We start from the raw sequence: 15,604 nt of genomic DNA, 5'->3' as shown, positions 1-15,604 counted from the left end.
GGGGCTTCGTGCTGCGCAGACTCGTGGCGGGGCTGGCCGCGATCACGCTCGTCGCGGAAGCGGCGGTGCTCGTACTCGTCCACCTCGTACTGGGCCGGGTGACCGAGGGGCAGTCGATGTCCATCGCCGGCATGGACCCGCAGGTCATGTCCACGGCGACGTACGCGATGGGGGCCGCCCTGGGCGCCTTCCTGCTGCTGTGCGCCGTACTGATCGCCGTGGCCGCCGTACGGGACCGCCCGCCCGCGCGCTTCGCCCGGGTGCTGATCGTCGCCGCCGCCGTCACCCACGGGGTGCTCGGCGCCCTCGCCGTGGGGCTCGTCGGCTGGGGCGCCTTCGCGGTGACGATGGTGATCCTGTGCCTGCTCGTCCTGACCCTGATGCTGCACACCAAGGCGGCGGGAGGGCTCAGGCCCACAAGTCCGTGATGGACACGTCCAGTTCGCCCAGCAGGGAGCGCAGCAGCGGCATCGAGAGGCCGATGACGTTGCCGTGGTCCCCGTCGATGCCGTCGATGAACGGCGCCGACAGCCCGTCCAGGGTGAACGCGCCGGCCACGTGCAGCGGCTCGCCGCTGGCCACGTACGCCGCCACCTCCGCGTCCGTCGGCTCGCCGAAGCGGACCGTCGTGGAGGCCGTCGCCGAGACCTGACGGCCGGACGCCGTGTCGATCACGCAGTGCCCCGTGCGCAGCACCCCGGCCCGCCCGCGCATCGACTTCCAGCGGGCCGTGGCCTCCTCCGCGTCCGCCGGCTTGCCCAGTGCCTCGCCGTCCAGCTCCAGCACCGAGTCGCAGCCGATCACCAGCGCGCCCGCGGCCTCCGCCAGCTCCGCCACCACGCCGGCCTTGGCCTCGGCCAGGGCCAGCGCCAGGTCGGCCGGGTTGTCGTGGTTCAGCGTGTCCTCGTCGAAGCCGCTGACGATCACGTGCGGGGCGAGCCCGGCCTGCCGCAGCAGGTTCAGCCGGGCGGGGGAGGCGGAGGCGAGGACGAGCGTGCGTACGGTCATGGGGGCCATCGTAGGGCGGCCGCGCGGGCACCCCCTAGAACGGGGGCACGCCGAGCACGTACACCGCGACCACCATCGCGAGGACGAGCACCACCAGCATCCGCCGCAGCATCGCCTGGGCGTCGCGCATGTCCTTCGGCGGCTCGTTCTTCGGGTCTGACCAGAGCATGCTCCGATCCTGGCCCCGGTACGGCGGTGGCGCCTGAGTACGGGTACTCAGGCGCCACCGTCCGTTCGCGCCATCTTCCGGAGCCCGGGACTCAGCCCCGGCCCGGCCAGTACGTACGGCCCCACGCGCGCGGACCGGGCCGCAGCTGGTGCCGGCGGGCCACCCGGCTCGGCGAGGCCCACTCGTCCGGGATCCGGGGCGCGCCCGACGGGGCCGAGGCCAGCGCCGCCGCGCGCGCTTGGACCACCGCCAGTGCGGCGGCCAGCTCCTCGGGGGTCGGGTTGCCCTTGACGACCTTGATCACCACAGAGTCCTCCTGGAAGGCCTAGAGGGGGATGTTGCCGTGCTTCTTCGGGGGCAGGGACTCCCGCTTGGTCCGCAGCTGGCGCAGTCCCTTGACCACGTGGGCGCGGGTCTCGGACGGCATGGTCACCGCGTCGATGTAACCCCGCTCGGCGGCCGTGTACGGGTTGAGCAGCGCGTCCTCGTACTCGGTGATCAGGCGGGCCCGGGTCTCCTCCACCTCCTCGGGAGCGGCCTCCGCGATGGTGCGCCGGTGCAGGATGTTCACCGCCCCCTGCGCGCCCATGACGGCGATCTGCGCGGTCGGCCAGGCCAGGTTGAGGTCCGCGCCGAGGTGCTTGGAGCCCATGACGTCGTAGGCGCCGCCGAAGGCCTTGCGGGTGATGACGGTGATGAGCGGGACGGTGGCCTCGGCGTAGGCGTAGATCAGCTTCGCCCCGCGCCGGATGATTCCGTTGTACTCCTGGTCCGTGCCCGGCAGGAAGCCCGGGACGTCGACGAACGTCAGCACCGGGATGTTGAAGGCGTCGCACGTCCGGACGAACCGCGCGGCCTTCTCGGAGGCGTTGATGTCCAGGCAGCCGGCGAACTGCATCGGCTGGTTGGCGACCACGCCCACCGGGTGCCCCTCGACCCGGCCGAAGCCGGTGAGGATGTTCGGGGCGAAGAGCGACTGCGTCTCCAGGAACTCCGCGTCGTCCAGCACGTGCTCAATAACAGTGTGCATGTCGTACGGCTGGTTCGCACTGTCCGGGATCAGGACGTCGAGCTCCAGGTCGGCGTCGGAGACCTCGGTGTCCGCCTCCTCGGGGAAGGCGGGCGGCTCGGAGAGGTTGTTGGACGGCAGGTACGCCAGCAGGGACTTGACGTACTCGATCGCGTCCTTCTCGTCCCCGGCCATGTGGTGGGCGACGCCGGAGGTGCTGTTGTGCGTCCGCGCCCCGCCCAGCTCCTCGAAGCCGACGTCCTCGCCGGTGACCGTCTTGATGACGTCGGGGCCGGTGATGAACATGTGCGAGGTCTGGTCGACCATGACCGTGAAGTCGGTGATGGCGGGGGAGTACACGGCGCCGCCGGCGCACGGCCCGACGACCAGGCTGATCTGCGGGATCACGCCCGAGGCGTGCACGTTGCGGCGGAAGATCTCGCCGTACATGCCGAGCGCGCTGACGCCCTCCTGGATGCGGGCGCCGCCGGAGTCGTTGATCCCGACGAGCGGGCAGCCGGTCTTCAGGGCGAAGTCCATGACCTTCATGATCTTCTGCCCGTAGACCTCGCCGAGGGCCCCGCCGAAGACGGTGAAGTCCTGCGAGAACACGGCGACGGGGCGGCCGTCCACCGTGCCGTAGCCCGTGACGACGCCGTCGCCGTAGGGGCGGGTCTTCTCCAGCCCGAAGTTGGTCGACCGGTGCCGGGCGAACTCGTCCAGCTCTACGAAGGACCCCTCGTCCAGCAGCAGGGCGACCCGCTCACGTGCCGTCAGCTTGCCCTTGGCGTGCTGCTTCTCGACGGCGCGCTCGGAACCTGCATGGGTGGCTTCCTCGACGCGGCGCCGCAGGTCCGCGAGCTTGCCCGCGGTCGTGTGCATGTCGATCGGCTCTGAGGGTTGGGACATCGGGGTCGCGGCTCCCTGTGTGGTGTCAACTGCCTGGTCAATTGATTGACTGCTGCTGGCTACTGGTGCGTAGCGTATCGGCGGGCATGGCGCTCGGCAGTGCGGCGTTTGACACACCTACATTGGCTTGCATGACGCCTCAAGATGCTTCAGCCGGCGCTTCCGCCGGACGCTGGTCGAGCCTGGACCGGCCTCCCCTGAACGCCACCGCCCTTCAGCGGGCGCTCCTCACCCCGGACGGCCTGTGGACCTCGCTGGAGGTTGTCGCCGCCACCGGGTCCACCAACACCGATCTCGCGGCGCGGGCCGCGGGGCTGCCCGAGGGGGCCGTGCTGGTCGCGGAGGAGCAGACCGCCGGTCGCGGGCGCCTCGACCGCAGCTGGGTCGCGCCGGCCCGGTCCGGGCTGTTCTTCTCCGTCCTGCTCAAGCCGGGCGAGGGCGTGCCGCAGGAGCGGTGGGGGTGGCTGACCCTGCTCGCCGGGGTGGCCACCGCCAACGGGCTGTCGCGGGCCGCGGGCGTGGACACGTCGCTCAAGTGGCCGAACGACCTGCTGGTCGGCGTGGAGGGGGAGGAGCGCAAGACCGGCGGCATCCTCGCGGAGCGGGTCGAGGACGGGGTGGTCGTCGGGATCGGGCTCAACGTCACCCTCACCGAGGACGAGCTCCCCGTACCGGCCGCCGGGTCGCTGACCCTGGCCAAGGCCACGGTGACCGACCGGGAGCCGCTGCTCAAGGCCGTGCTGCGCTCCCTGGAGGAGTGGTACGGGCGCTGGCGCGAGGCGGGCGGCGACCCGGCGGAGAGCGGGCTCCAGGAGGCGTACGCGGCGGGCTGCGCCACGCTCGGCCGCCACGTCCGGGCGGACCTTCCGGGCGGGCGCACGCTCACCGGTACGGCCGAAGCGGTCGACGCGGACGGGCGGCTGGTGATCCGTACGGCGGAGGACCACCGGGAGGCCGTGGGGGCGGGGGACGTGGTGCACCTGCGGTCCGTGCGGTAGCGCCGCCCTTGGCGGGCACGGCCGGGCGGGTGCCGGCAGGCCCTTGCCCGCGGCCCGCACGGGGCTCCTGAGCCGAAGGGGTGCGCCTGGGGTCAGGCGTGCGGCGCCCCGGAGGCGAAGGAGCCCCGAAGATGGGAGGGGGAGTGAGCTACGGCACACCTGCCGTATGGTTTAGGCGATCCCGGTCCTCACGGTGATCACCCGATTCGGCAGTGCGCACGGAATGGACAGGAGGCGGCCCTTGACCGTCGACGACTCTACGTCCAGCGCGTCCGCGTCCGGCTCGGCGAGCGGTCCGGGGACCCCGATCGGGCGGGACCAGCACACCCCCTTCCACGAGGTCGACCACGCGGCGCAGCCGACGGCCGACCCGCTGGCCATCCGGCTGGAGCAGCTGATCCTGGGCGCCGAGCGGCGGTACACGCCGTTCCAGGCGGCTCGTAGCGCCGGGGTGTCGATGGAGCTGGCCTCCCGCTTCTGGCGGGCGATGGGCTTCGCGGACATCGGGCAGGCCAAGGCGCTGACCGAGGCGGACGTACTGGCTCTGCGGCGCCTCGCCGGCCTGGTGGAGGCGGGGCTGCTGAGCGAGCCGATGGCGGTGCAGGTGGCGCGTTCCACCGGGCAGACCACCGCCCGGCTGGCCGAATGGCAGATCGATTCCTTCCTGGAGGGGCTGACGGAGCCGCCCGAGCCGGGCATGACCCGCACGGAGGTCACGTACCCGCTGGTCGAGCTGCTGCTGCCGGAGCTGGAGGAGTTCCTCGTCTACGTGTGGCGGCGCCAGCTCGCGGCGGCCACCGGCCGGGTGGTGCAGGTCGCGGACGACGAGGAGATGGTCGACCGGCGCCTGGCGGTGGGCTTCGCGGACCTGGTGGGCTTCACCCGCCTGACCCGGCGGCTGGAGGAGGAGGAGCTCGGCGAGCTGGTCGAGGCCTTCGAGACGACGGCGGCGGACCTGGTGGCCGCGCACGGCGGCCGGCTGATCAAGACGCTGGGCGACGAGGTGCTGTACTGCGCCGACGACGCGGCGACGGCGGCGGAGATCGCGCTGCGGCTGATCGAGACGATGGAGACGGATCCGCAGATGCCGGAGCTGCGGGTCGGGATCGCCTTCGGGACGGTGACGACCCGGATGGGCGACGTCTTCGGAACCACGGTGAACCTGGCGAGCCGGCTGACCTCGATAGCCCCGAAGGACGCGGTGCTGGTGGACGGCGCGATGGCCGAGGAGCTGGGCCGCACCGGCGCGGCGCCGGTGTCGGAGAAGTCGGCGGAGAAGGAGGAGGGCGGCGGTGCCTACCGCTTCGCGCTCCAGCCGATGTGGCAGCGGCCCGTGCGCGGACTGGGTGTCGTGGAGCCCTGGTCGCTGACGCGGCGGACGCCTAAGATCCCCGGGTAACGTTCGTTAACTGGATTCCGGGGAGAGTGCGCCGTGGGCGTGGACGAGGTCCGTTTCGGGGAGTTCGTGGCGGTGCGGCGGCACGGTGACGGCGGGGTGGTCGCCGAGCTGGTGCTGGACCGGCCCAAGGCGATGAACGCCGTCTCCACGGAGATGGCGCGCTCGATCTCCGCCGCGTGCGACGCCCTGGCGCCGGATCCCGGCGTACGGGTCGTCGTACTCAGCTCCACCCACGAGCGGGCGTTCTGCGTGGGCGCGGACCTCAAGGAGCGCAACTCGCTCTCGGACGCCGAGCTGGTGCGGCAGCGGCCGACCGCCCGGGGGGCCTATGGGGGCGTGCTGGAGCTGCCGATGCCGACGATTGCGGCGGTGCACGGCTTCGCGCTGGGCGGCGGCTTCGAGCTGGCGCTGGCCTGCGACGTGATCGTGGCCGACGAGACGGCGGTCGTCGGGCTGCCCGAGGTGTCGGTGGGCGTGATCCCCGGCGGCGGCGGTACGCAGCTGCTGCCGCGCCGGGTCGGGGCGGCCCGCGCGGCGGAGCTGATCTTCACGGCCCGCCGGGTCGGGGCGGCCGAGGCGCTGTCCCTGGGGCTGGTGGACTCGGTGGCTCTGGCGGGCGAGGACCGTCTGCGGGCCCTGGAACTGGCCGAGGCGATGGCGGCGAACTCCCCCGTCGGGCTGCGCGCCGCCAAGCGGGCGCTGCGGCTGGGGCACGGGATGGACCTGGCGGCCGGGCTGGAGATCGAGGACGCGGCCTGGCGGACGGTGGCCTTCTCCGGGGACCGGGCGGAGGGCGTGGCGGCCTTCAACGAGAAGCGCAAGCCGAACTGGCCGGGCCAGTAGGAATCCGCAGTAGGAAACCGCAGTAGGAAGCAGCCCCGCCGCTGTCACTTGGGGTGATCTTGGTATCGCCCAAAGTCGCGCCATCTATCACCAAATCGGATAAAACTCCCTAATCTGGGGTGATGGGAGTTGACGGACGGCTTCGGGCCGTCGTGGGCCTCGCGCAGGCGATGGCGGCGGCCTGCGCACCGCGGGACAGCGTCCGGGCGGCCGCGCGGGGCGCCCGCCTGGCGATGGACGGGTCGTTCGCCGCGATCTCCGCCTGGGAGCGCGAGCGGGGGCGGCTGCGGGTGCTCGTGAACGAGGGGGAGCGGCGGGCCGGGGAGGAGGAGTTCCCCGAGGACGAGTCCTACCCCGTGCACGACTTCCCGGAGATCACCGAGTTCCTGCACGAGCGCTGGGCCGGCGGCGGCGGTCCGCACGCCTGGGTCGAGCACGCCGTCGGCGACCGTCCGGGCCGCCGGGGCGAGGCCCTGCGCGGGCGCGGGCGCGGTACGTGCGTGGTCGCGCCGATCGTGCTCAGCGGGCGGGCGTGGGGCGAGCTGTACGTCGCCCGGGACGAGGGGCTGCCGGACTTCGACGAGGACGACGCCGAGTTCGCCGCCGTGCTGGCGGCCGTCGTGGCGGCCGGGCTCGCGCAGAACGAGCGCCTGGAGGAGGCCCGGCGCCTGGCCTTCACCGATCCGCTGACCGGCCTGGCCAACCGGCGGGCCGTGGACATGCGGCTCGACGAGGCCCTGGAGGAGCACCGGCGCAGCGGGGCGGTGGTGAGCCTGGTGGTCTGTGACCTGAACGGGCTCAAGCGGGTCAACGACACCCTGGGGCACGCGACGGGCGACCGGCTGCTGGAGCGGTTCGGGTCGGTGCTGAGCCTGTGCGGGGCGATGCTCGGCGGCGCGGGCGCGGGCGCGGGCGCGCTGGTGGCGCGGCTGGGCGGGGACGAGTTCTGCCTGGTCAGCGTGGGTCCCCCGGCGGACGAGGTGGTACGGGTCACCGAGGAGGTGTGCGTACGGGCCGCCGAGCTGGAGCTGGGCGAGGGAGTGGCCTGCGGGGTCGCCTCCACGGGGGATCCGATCGGGCCGGTCAAGTCCTCGCGCAGGCTCTTCCGGCTGGCGGACGCCGCGCAGTACAAGGCGAAGGCCGCGCGGTCGGCCGGGCCGGTGGTGGCGGGGCGCGACACGGCGGTGGTCCGCCTGGCCGACGCCGCCGCCCACGAGGCCCGGGGCGAACGCCGCCGCTTCCGCGGCCGCCAGTAGCCCCCGGCGGCGCGCCCCGCCCCACCCGCGCGCGCCCCCGGCGGTACGGGCCCCGCTGCGCGGAGCTGGCCCCGCCCCGCCCTTCCTCCGTTCCCTGGGGCTCCGCCCCAGGCCCCGCGCCTCAAACGCCGGCGGGGCTGAAAGATCCAGCCCCGCCGGCCCCGGGCCCCGCGCCTCAAACGCCGGCGAGGCTGAAAGATCCAGCCCCGCCGGCCCCGGGCCCCGCGCCTCAAACGCCGGCGGGGCTGGATCGCGTGCGGTGAGTCGTTCGTTCGCGGGTCCGGGCGGAGCCCGGGGAACGGTGGAAGGGCGGGTAGGGGACCCAGCCCGCGTAGCGGACACCACCCGCAGACGGGCAACCGACCCCAGCCGGGGCCCGTGGCCCCGCCCGGGGTCCGGCGGACGGGGTCCGGCGCAGCGGCGCGAAGCCGGAGAGGCGCTCCGGCGCCGAGCCGCGCGAGCGGCGCGTCAAGGAGACGTGGCGCCCCCGGCACCGAGCCGCGCGAGCGGCGCGTCTAGAGGGGTGACATGAAGGGATTCAGTCCGTAGGGTGCTGAATATGGATATGCACACTGTCGTGGTGGGGACGTCCGGGACCACCGCCGAGGACGTCATCGCCGTCGCCCGCGGCAACGCGCGGGTCGAGCTGTCCGCCGAAGCGCTGGAAGCGCTCGGCCGCGCTCGTGAGATCGTCGACGCGCTCGCCGCCAAGCCCGAGCCCGTCTACGGGGTCTCCACCGGCTTCGGGGCGCTCGCCTCCCGGCACATCAGCCCCGAGCTGCGCGCGCAGCTCCAGCGCAACATCGTCCGTTCGCACGCCGCCGGCATGGGCCCGCGCGTCGAGCGGGAGGTCGTCCGCGCCCTGATGTTCCTGCGCCTGAAGACGGTGGCCTCCGGGCACACCGGCGTACGCCCCTCCGTTGCCCAGACCATGGCCGACCTGCTCAACGCCGGGATCACCCCCGTCGTGCACGAGTACGGCTCCCTCGGCTGCTCCGGCGACCTCGCGCCGCTCTCCCACTGCGCCCTCGCGCTCATGGGCGAGGGTGACGCCGAGGGCCCGGACGGCACCGTCCGCCCGGCCGGCGAGCTGCTCGCCGAGCACGGCATCGAGCCCGTCGAGCTGCGGGAGAAGGAGGGGCTCGCCCTCCTCAACGGCACCGACGGCATGCTCGGCATGCTGGTGATGGCCCTCGCCGACCTGCGGACGCTGTACACCTCCGCCGACATCACCGCCGCGCTGACCCTGGAGGCGCTGCTCGGCACCGAGAAGGTGCTCGCGCCCGAGCTGCACGCCATCCGCCCGCACCCCGGTCAGGGTGCCTCCGCCGCCAACATGGCCGCCGTGCTGAAGGGTTCCGGGCTCACCGGGCACTTCCAGGAGGAGTCCGCCCCGCGCGTGCAGGACGCCTACTCCGTGCGCTGCGCCCCGCAGGTCGCCGGCGCGGGCCGCGACACCATGGCGCACGCCGCGCTGGTCGCCTCCCGTGAGCTGGCCGCCGCCGTCGACAACCCGGTGGTGCTGCCCGACGGGCGCGTCGAGTCCAACGGCAACTTCCACGGGGCCCCCGTGGCCTACGTACTGGACTTCCTGGCGATCGCCGCCGCCGACCTCGGCTCCATCGCCGAACGGCGCACCGACCGGCTGCTCGACAAGAACCGCTCGCACGGCCTGCCGCCGTTCCTCGCCGACGACGCCGGCGTGGACTCCGGCCTGATGATCGCCCAGTACACGCAGGCCGCCCTGGTCAGCGAGATGAAGCGGCTCGCGGTCCCGGCCTCCGCCGACTCGATCCCCTCCTCCGCCATGCAGGAGGACCACGTCTCCATGGGGTGGTCCGCGGCGCGCAAGCTGCGTACCGCGATCGACAACCTGACGCGGATCATCGCGATCGAGCTGTACGCGGCCACCCGCGCCATCGAGCTGCGCCACGGGCTCACCCCGGCCCCGGCCAGCCAGGCCGCCATCGCGGCGGCGCGCGCGGCGGGCGTGCAGGGCCCCGGGCCGGACCGTTTCCTCGCCCCCGACCTGGCCGCCGCCGACGCCTTCGTCCGCGCGGGCGCACTCGTCACGGCCGTGGAGCCGGTGACGGGCCCGCTCGCCTGATCCGGGGCGCCCGAGCGAAAGGGCCGCACCCCCGCCCGGGGGTGCGGCCCTTCGCCATGTCCGGGGGCTGTGGGGTTTACAGGCCGCGGGAGCGGCGTACGGAGAAGGTCACGAAGCCCGCCCCCAGGCCCAGGCAGAGGGTGCCGCCCAGGACGTAGGGGGTGGTGTCGACGCTGCCGGTGTCGGCCAGCGAGAGGACGGTGACGGTGGCGGGTCGCTCCTCGGCGACGCCGGCGATGGTGCCGGTGCCCGTACCCGTGCCCGACACGGTTCCCGTGTTGGCGGCGGCGGGCGCGCCCGTGGTGCCCGCGGGCTGCCCGGGGGCTGTCGCGTTCGCCGAGGGGACGAACCAGAGGGCGGCGAGGAGGGTGGTCGCTCCGAGAGCGGTGAGCAGAGGCCGGCGTGCGGACACGGTGCGATCCCCCTTGCGGAAGCAGCGAATTGGCCGTGTGCGCAGATGCTAGTGAAAGGGGCGGGTCGTGGGAAAGTCGAGGCTGTCGCGGGCTTACTCTCCGTCGTATGAACCCTTCTGACACATCACGTTACGTACGGCTTCGGGTGGATTTGGTGCTGGAGGTGTCGGACTCCGATGCCCTCATCGGAGCGGCCCTCGCGCACATCAAGGCCGACGAGTTCATGCCGGACGAGGAGCGCGCGCACGCGGAATCGGCCGTCAGGGAGGACGAGTCGGAGGCTCTGGCCTACCTCGTCGACCCCACTGACCTGGTCGCGGAGCTGACCGGGGTGGAGCTGGCACAGGCCTCGTGGAGCAGCGAACCGGTCGAATACGACCCCGAGTCCCTGGAGTGGGACCTGGACGAGGAAGATGGTGACTTCGAAGAAGGGGCCGACAACGCCTGACCGTGGGGTTGCACACATTCGAACGGAATGTGGAACCGATCCGCATCGTTAACGCGTTGTCAGGACGAGCAGGGGGTGTTGCCCCCTGCCCGGCCCGATCCCGGGATTGCAGCCCCGGGGTTTCCGGCAACGATGGAGTGACGTGTGAGGACGTACAGCATGCGGCGGAGAAGGTCCTTGGTGGCCGTGTCCGCCGTGCTCGGTGGCGTACTGATGCTTTCGGCCTGCAACGACGGGGGTGCCGACAAGCCGCAGGGGAGCGCGGAAAAGGGCAAGTCGCAGGCGGAGGTCGACGCGGCGGCGGCCAAGGACGCCTCCAAGGCCAAGATAGCCATCGCGCCCAAGGACGGTTCCACCAACGTCGCCCTGAACGACGGGGCGAGCGTCACCGTCAGCGACGGAACGCTCACCAAGGTCGAGCTCAAGACCACGGAGGGCGGCGCGGCGGTGGCCGGCAAGATAGCCGCCGACGGCAAGAGCTGGAAGCCGGACGCCGCCCTGAAGCGCTCCACCAAGTACGCGCTGGCGGCGACCGCGAAGGACGAGGCCGGGCGCGAGGCGCACGAGAACGCCTCCTTCACCACCCTCTCCCCGGAGAACAGCTTCGTCGGCTCGTTCGTCCCGGAGGAGGGCGAGACGGTCGGCGTGGGCATGCCGGTCTCGATCACCTTCAACAAGCCGATCAAGGACCAGAAGGCCGTCCAGGCGGCCATCAGCGTCACCTCCAGCAGCGGCCAGGAAGTCGTCGGCCACTGGTTCGGCAACCAGCGCCTGGACTTCCGCCCGGAGCAGTACTGGCAGGCGAACTCCACCATCACCCTGAAGCTGTCGCTCCAGGGCGTGCAGGGCGGCCCCGGCATCCAGGGCGCGCAGAACAAGACCGTCACCTTCAAGGTCGGCCGGAGCCAGGTCTCCACCGTCGACGTGAAGGCCAAGACGATGACGGTCACCCGTGACGGACAGGTCCTCAAGACCATCCCGATCTCCGCCGGTTCTCCCGAGAACCCGACGTACAACGGCCAGATGGTGATCTCCGAGAAGTTCAAGGAGACCCGCATGGACGGCTCGACCGTCGGCTTCACGAACAAGGAGGGCAAGGGCGAGTACGACATCAAGGACGTCCCGCACGCGATGCGGCTGTCCACCTCCGGCACCTTCATCCACGGCAACTACTGGGGATCGGACTCGATCTTCGGCAAGGTGAACACCAGCCACGGCTGCGTGGGCCTCAATGACGCCCAGGGTGCCAACGACCCCAACCAGCCCGGCGCCTGGTTCTTCGACAACTCGCTCATCGGCGACGTGGTCACCGTGGTGAACTCCCCGGACAAGATCATCAAGCCGGACAACGGCCTCAACGGCTGGAACATGAGCTGGGCCGAGTGGAAGGCCGGCCCGTCGGCCTGACGCGGCGACAGCAGGCATAGACACAGGCGCATGGACGGCGGGGGGCCCGGCAAGGGCCCCCCGCCGTCCGGCATTTCAGCGTGACGCCCACTCAAACCCCCTGGTGGGGCGTGGGGACGGCGCCTAGGGTCCCCGTATGACGAAGATCCACGCGCTGTCCGCGCACCCGACCGACGCCGAGGTGGACACCTGGTGGGCGGTCCAGCTCGCCGCCCACGCCACCGACGCCGCCGCCCTGCCCGGCCTGCCCGCCCCCGCAAGGGTGGAGGCCGCCGGGAGGCTGCAAGTCCCGCCGTCCCGCGGCCGCCTCGTGCGCTGGGCGGCCGGCGACGGCGACGGGCAGGCCGCCCTGCTGCTCTTCACCGAGGAGGGCAACACCCACACCGCCTTCCTGGACGAACTGACCGTACGGCCCGACGCGCGTCGGCGCGGCGTGGGCTCGGCCCTGTGGCAGCAGGTCCGCCGGGAGCTGCTCGACCAGGGCCGGACCTCCGTCGCCACCGTCGCCGACCTCGGGGGCCCCGGGCAGGCCTTCGCGGAGTCCCTCGGCTTCGAGAGCGTGCTGTCGATGGGCTGGTACGTGCGCGAACTCGGGGAGGACGGCCCGGTGGCGGCCCCGGCCACCCCCGGGTACGAACTGCACGTCTGGCCGGGCCTGGTCCCCGACGCCTGGGCCCCGGCGACAGCGCTGGCCCACGGGGCGATGGAGGACGCGCCCAGCGGGGACAGCGACGAGACCTTCCAGCCGTGGACGGCCCAGCGAGTGCACAGCGCGCAGCAGCTGGTCCTGGACCGGGGCGGGGAGATCACCCTGGCCGCAGCGGTCACCCCCGCCGGGGAGGTGGCCGCGTACACCGTGCTGGTGCTGCCGGACCCGGAGGGCCCGCGAGCCCTCCAGTACGACACCGTGGTCGTCCCCGCCCACCGGGGCCACGGCCTCGGCCGCGCGGTCAAGCTGCGCATGGAGGAGTACGCGGCCGGACGGTACCCGGGGCTGCGCCGGATCGGCACCACGGTGGCCGACGACAACACCGCGATGCTGAGGGTGAACGCGTCCGTCGGCTACCGGCGCGAGCGCGGCGCGGGCCTCTTCCAGCTCAAGCTCTGAGCCCACGCCCCTCCGGGGCTAGGCCGGCTCCTCGGCGGGCCTCGGGGCCGCCGGCGTCGCCGACCAGGACGACAGCAGCCGCAGGGCGTCCGCCGAGGGGGAGCCCGGCTCGGCGTGGTAGGTGACCAGGAACTGCGCCGGATCGTCGGGCAGGGTCAGCGTCTCGAAGGCCAGCTCCAGCTCGCCGACGATCGGGTGCCGCAGCCGCTTCACTCCGTGCGTCTTGTCCGCCACCGCGTGGGCCGCCCACAGCCGGCGGAACTCCTCGTTCTTCACCGAGAGTTCCCCGACCAGCGCCGACAGCCGCTCGTCCTCGGGGTGCTGGCCCGCGTACAGGCGCAGATTGCTGACCACCTCGCAGGCCCGGCACTCCCAGTCCGCGTACAGCTCGGCGGTCGCCGGGTCCAGGAACACCAGCCGCACCAGGTTCCGCTCCGCCGCCGGCAGCGCCCCGAAATCCCCGAAGACGGCCGCCGCGAGCGGGTTCCAGCCGATCACGTCCTGCCGCCGCCCCACCAGGTACGCCGGTACGCCCTCCATCGCCGCCAGCAGCGTGCGCAGCTCGGGGCGGACCTGCTGGGGGCGCTGGGCCCGGCTCCGCCCCCGGCTGCGCGGGCTCGCCAGGTGGTTCAGGTGCGCCGACTCGGTGCTGCCCAGGCGCAGCGCCCGCGCGATGGCGTCCAGCACCTCCGCCGACACGTTCTGGCCGTGCCCCTGCTCGAGGCGGGTGTAGTACGCCACCGACACCCCCGCCAGCTGCGCCAGCTCCTCGCGCCGCAGGCCGGGCACCCGGCGGCGCCGGCCGTGTTCGGGCAGGCCCACGTCCGCGGGGCGCAGCCGGGCGCGGCAGCTGCGCAGGAAGTCTCCCAGTTCGGCTCGCTGATCAAGCTGGTCCATAGCGCAAGTATCCCCGGCGTGCGCGCGGTACGAGGGCCTCAGCCTGACCCCGCCAGGGGTACGTCTGGCAGTCCTAGGCTCGGCAGGGGTCTGGGTGCGCCGCGCGCGGCGGGGCATCGTTGGGGGCATCGCAGAACGGACGCCACGGCCCCTCGTCGACCGCAGCACCGCGCGGCACGGCACACGGCCCGCCCGGCGTCCTCGTCGTCCGAGGAGAGCACCCCCATGTCCGTCACCCAGGTAGCCGCCTACGCCGCCCCCGCCCCCAAGGCCCCGCTGGAGCGCACCACCGTTCCGCGCCGCCCGGTGGGCGAGCACGACGTCCTCATCGACATCAAGTACTCCGGCATCTGCCACTCCGACATCCACCAGGCCCGCGACGGCTGGGGCGAGGGCATCTTCCCGATGGTCCCGGGCCACGAGATCGCCGGTGTCGTCTCCGAGGTCGGCCCGGGCGTCACGAAGTACGCCGTCGGCGACCGGGTGGGCGTCGGCTGCTTCGTCGACTCCTGCCGGGAGTGCGAGTACTGCCTCGCGGGCCAGGAGCAGCACTGCGCCAAGGGCGCGACCGGCACGTACAACGCCCTCGACAAGAACGGCGAGCCCACGTACGGGGGTTACTCGACCCACCTCGTCGTCGACGAGAACTACGCCGTCCGCATACCCGACGGCCTGGCCCTCGACGTCGCCGCGCCGCTGCTGTGCGCCGGCATCACCCTGTACTCCCCGCTCAAGCACTGGCAGGCCGGCCCGGGCAAGAAGGTCGCGGTCGTCGGCCTCGGCGGCCTCGGCCACATGGGCGTCAAGATCGCCCACGCCCTCGGCGCCGAGGTGACCGTCCTGTCCCAGTCCCTGCGCAAGAAGGAGGACGGGCTGAAGCTGGGCGCCGACCACTACTACGCGACGAGCGACGAGGCCACCTTCGAGGAGCTGGCCGGCCGCTTCGACCTGATCGTCTCCACCGTCTCCGCGCCGCTCGGCCTGGACCGCTACCTGTCCCTGCTGCGGGTCGGCGGCGCGTTCGTGAACGTCGGCGCCCCCGAGGAGCCGGTCGAGCTGAACCTGTTCTCCGTCATCGGCGGCAACAAGACCCTCGCCGGCTCGATGATCGGCGGCATCGCCGAGACCCAGGAGATGCTCGACTTCTGCGCCGAGCACGGCCTGGGCTCCGAGATCGAGGTGATCACCGGCGGGCAGATCAACGTGGCCTACGAGCGGGTCCTGTCCAGCGACGTCCGCTACCGCTTCGTCATCGACGCCTCGACCATCTGATCCCCGCCGGGCCCGGCCGGCCCGGCGAGCGCCGTACGGAGCCGGTCGCGCGCGGCCGTCTGTACGGCGATCCGGGCCTCCAGGACGGCCAGCCGCTCCCGGGCCACCGCCAGCCCCTTGGGCGACGGCGGCCCGGCGGCCACGTCCCCGTCCAGGCACGGCAGGAACACCCGTACGTCGTCCAGCGTGAGCCCCGCCTCCAGCAGCACCCGGATGTTGCGGACGCGCACGACGGCCCGCTCGTCGTAGACGCGGTAGCCGTTTACTGCCCGTGCGGAGGAGATCAGCCCGGCCTGCTCGTAGTGGCGCAGGGCGCGGGCGGTCGTGCCGGTGGCCTCGGCGAGTTCCCCGATCAGCATGG

General features: G+C 72.9%; 17 protein-coding genes. 10 read left to right on the top strand and 7 right to left on the bottom strand.

The annotated features are described in order from the left end of the window. Positions 1-8: 8 nt before the first annotated feature. The gene (locus tag OOK34_RS07410) at positions 9-428 is read left to right on the top strand and encodes a hypothetical protein (RefSeq protein WP_267033077.1); all 420 of its coding nucleotides are present in this window, start codon (positions 9-11) and stop codon (positions 426-428) included. On the opposite strand, the gene OOK34_RS07405 is transcribed toward OOK34_RS07410, so the two are convergent. The 4 genes from OOK34_RS07405 to OOK34_RS07390 form a co-directional block, all read right to left on the bottom strand. After that, positions 409-1,017 carry a nucleoside triphosphate pyrophosphatase gene (locus OOK34_RS07405; RefSeq protein ID WP_267033076.1) on the bottom strand — a complete coding sequence of 203 codons (609 nt, stop codon included), beginning with the start codon at positions 1,015-1,017 and terminating at the stop codon, positions 409-411. The genes OOK34_RS07410 and OOK34_RS07405 overlap by 20 nt on opposite strands. A 25-nt stretch (positions 1,018-1,042) precedes the next feature. Continuing rightward, the gene (gene mmpB, locus OOK34_RS07400; RefSeq protein ID WP_267033075.1) at positions 1,043-1,177 is read right to left on the bottom strand and encodes a morphogenic membrane protein MmpB; all 135 of its coding nucleotides are present in this window, start codon (positions 1,175-1,177) and stop codon (positions 1,043-1,045) included. Positions 1,178-1,268: 91 nt separating this feature from the next. Beyond that, positions 1,269-1,481 (bottom strand): acyl-CoA carboxylase epsilon subunit, encoded by a 213-nt coding sequence (locus OOK34_RS07395; protein ID WP_267036657.1) that lies wholly within the window; start codon positions 1,479-1,481, stop codon positions 1,269-1,271. Between the two features lie 21 nt (positions 1,482-1,502). Beyond that, positions 1,503-3,095 carry an acyl-CoA carboxylase subunit beta gene (locus OOK34_RS07390; RefSeq protein WP_267033074.1) on the bottom strand — a complete coding sequence of 531 codons (1,593 nt, stop codon included), beginning with the start codon at positions 3,093-3,095 and terminating at the stop codon, positions 1,503-1,505. Positions 3,096-3,226: 131 nt separating this feature from the next. Between OOK34_RS07390 and OOK34_RS07385 the strand changes: the two genes are divergently transcribed. The 5 genes from OOK34_RS07385 (at position 3,227) to hutH (ending at position 9,698) form a co-directional block, all read left to right on the top strand. Continuing rightward, positions 3,227-4,093 (top strand): biotin--[acetyl-CoA-carboxylase] ligase, encoded by an 867-nt coding sequence (locus tag OOK34_RS07385; RefSeq protein WP_267033073.1) that lies wholly within the window; start codon positions 3,227-3,229, stop codon positions 4,091-4,093. Between the two features lie 241 nt (positions 4,094-4,334). Further along, positions 4,335-5,492 (top strand): adenylate/guanylate cyclase domain-containing protein, encoded by a 1,158-nt coding sequence (locus tag OOK34_RS07380; protein ID WP_267033072.1) that lies wholly within the window; start codon positions 4,335-4,337, stop codon positions 5,490-5,492. A gap of 39 nt (positions 5,493-5,531) precedes the next feature. Continuing rightward, positions 5,532-6,335, top strand: coding sequence for an enoyl-CoA hydratase/isomerase family protein (locus OOK34_RS07375; RefSeq protein ID WP_267036656.1), 804 nt, complete (start codon positions 5,532-5,534; stop codon positions 6,333-6,335). A 122-nt stretch (positions 6,336-6,457) separates the two neighbouring features. Further along, positions 6,458-7,591, top strand: a complete 1,134-nt coding sequence (locus OOK34_RS07370) for a GGDEF domain-containing protein (protein ID WP_267033071.1) — start codon at positions 6,458-6,460, stop codon at positions 7,589-7,591. Between the two features lie 565 nt (positions 7,592-8,156). Further along, a complete protein-coding gene (gene hutH, locus OOK34_RS07365; RefSeq protein ID WP_267036655.1) occupies positions 8,157-9,698 on the top strand; it encodes a histidine ammonia-lyase in 1,542 nt (513 codons plus the stop codon). 76 nt (positions 9,699-9,774) lie between these two features. Here the strand turns inward: hutH and OOK34_RS07360 are convergent, their stop codons facing one another. Beyond that, complete coding sequence (locus OOK34_RS07360) at positions 9,775-10,110, bottom strand: hypothetical protein (RefSeq protein WP_267033070.1); 336 nt, start codon at positions 10,108-10,110, stop codon at positions 9,775-9,777. A gap of 107 nt (positions 10,111-10,217) precedes the next feature. Here OOK34_RS07360 and OOK34_RS07355 point away from each other — a divergent pair, with 107 nt between their 5' ends. From OOK34_RS07355 to OOK34_RS07345, 3 genes are all read left to right on the top strand, one after another. Next, on the top strand, positions 10,218-10,559 hold the full coding sequence (locus tag OOK34_RS07355; protein WP_267033069.1) for a hypothetical protein: 342 nt from the start codon (positions 10,218-10,220) through the stop codon (positions 10,557-10,559). 159 nt (positions 10,560-10,718) lie between these two features. Continuing rightward, entirely contained in the window at positions 10,719-11,966 is a 1,248-nt protein-coding gene (locus OOK34_RS07350) for an Ig-like domain-containing protein (RefSeq protein WP_267033068.1), read from the top strand. A 136-nt stretch (positions 11,967-12,102) separates the two neighbouring features. Further along, a complete protein-coding gene (locus tag OOK34_RS07345; RefSeq protein ID WP_267033067.1) occupies positions 12,103-13,074 on the top strand; it encodes a GNAT family N-acetyltransferase in 972 nt (323 codons plus the stop codon). 18 nt (positions 13,075-13,092) lie between these two features. Here OOK34_RS07345 and OOK34_RS07340 read toward each other — a convergent pair whose 3' ends face one another. After that, the gene (locus OOK34_RS07340) at positions 13,093-13,971 is read right to left on the bottom strand and encodes a helix-turn-helix domain-containing protein (protein WP_267033066.1); all 879 of its coding nucleotides are present in this window, start codon (positions 13,969-13,971) and stop codon (positions 13,093-13,095) included. Between the two features lie 225 nt (positions 13,972-14,196). Between OOK34_RS07340 and OOK34_RS07335 the strand changes: the two genes are divergently transcribed. After that, complete coding sequence (locus OOK34_RS07335) at positions 14,197-15,243, top strand: NAD(P)-dependent alcohol dehydrogenase (RefSeq protein ID WP_267033065.1); 1,047 nt, start codon at positions 14,197-14,199, stop codon at positions 15,241-15,243. On the opposite strand, the gene OOK34_RS07330 is transcribed toward OOK34_RS07335, so the two are convergent. Continuing rightward, on the bottom strand, positions 15,210-15,602 hold the full coding sequence (locus OOK34_RS07330) for a MerR family transcriptional regulator (protein WP_267033064.1): 393 nt from the start codon (positions 15,600-15,602) through the stop codon (positions 15,210-15,212). The genes OOK34_RS07335 and OOK34_RS07330 overlap by 34 nt on opposite strands. Positions 15,603-15,604 lie beyond the last annotated feature (2 nt).

The organism is Streptomyces sp. NBC_00091 (assembly GCF_026343185.1).
Classification (GTDB): Bacteria; Actinomycetota; Actinomycetes; order Streptomycetales; family Streptomycetaceae; genus Streptomyces.
Note: the sequence above shows the minus strand (reverse complement) of the source record. Positions and strands in the feature narration are given on the sequence as shown.

Bases quoted from the DNA above. Each gene is read 5' to 3' on its own strand.
- OOK34_RS07405 (WP_267033076.1), bottom strand. From the start codon at position 1,017: ATGGCCCCCATGACCGTACGCACGCTCGTCCTCGCCTCCGCCTCCCCC.
- mmpB (WP_267033075.1), bottom strand. From the start codon at position 1,177: ATGCTCTGGTCAGACCCGAAGAACGAGCCGCCGAAGGACATGCGCGAC.
- OOK34_RS07390 (WP_267033074.1), bottom strand. From the start codon at position 3,095: ATGTCCCAACCCTCAGAGCCGATCGACATGCACACGACCGCGGGCAAG.
- OOK34_RS07385 (WP_267033073.1), top strand. From the start codon at position 3,227: ATGACGCCTCAAGATGCTTCAGCCGGCGCTTCCGCCGGACGCTGGTCG.
- OOK34_RS07370 (WP_267033071.1), top strand. From the start codon at position 6,458: ATGGGAGTTGACGGACGGCTTCGGGCCGTCGTGGGCCTCGCGCAGGCG.
- hutH (WP_267036655.1), top strand. From the start codon at position 8,157: ATGCACACTGTCGTGGTGGGGACGTCCGGGACCACCGCCGAGGACGTC.
- OOK34_RS07355 (WP_267033069.1), top strand. From the start codon at position 10,218: ATGAACCCTTCTGACACATCACGTTACGTACGGCTTCGGGTGGATTTG.
- OOK34_RS07350 (WP_267033068.1), top strand. From the start codon at position 10,719: ATGCGGCGGAGAAGGTCCTTGGTGGCCGTGTCCGCCGTGCTCGGTGGC.
- OOK34_RS07345 (WP_267033067.1), top strand. From the start codon at position 12,103: ATGACGAAGATCCACGCGCTGTCCGCGCACCCGACCGACGCCGAGGTG.
- OOK34_RS07340 (WP_267033066.1), bottom strand. From the start codon at position 13,971: ATGGACCAGCTTGATCAGCGAGCCGAACTGGGAGACTTCCTGCGCAGC.
- OOK34_RS07335 (WP_267033065.1), top strand. From the start codon at position 14,197: ATGTCCGTCACCCAGGTAGCCGCCTACGCCGCCCCCGCCCCCAAGGCC.
- OOK34_RS07330 (WP_267033064.1), bottom strand. From the start codon at position 15,602: ATGCTGATCGGGGAACTCGCCGAGGCCACCGGCACGACCGCCCGCGCC.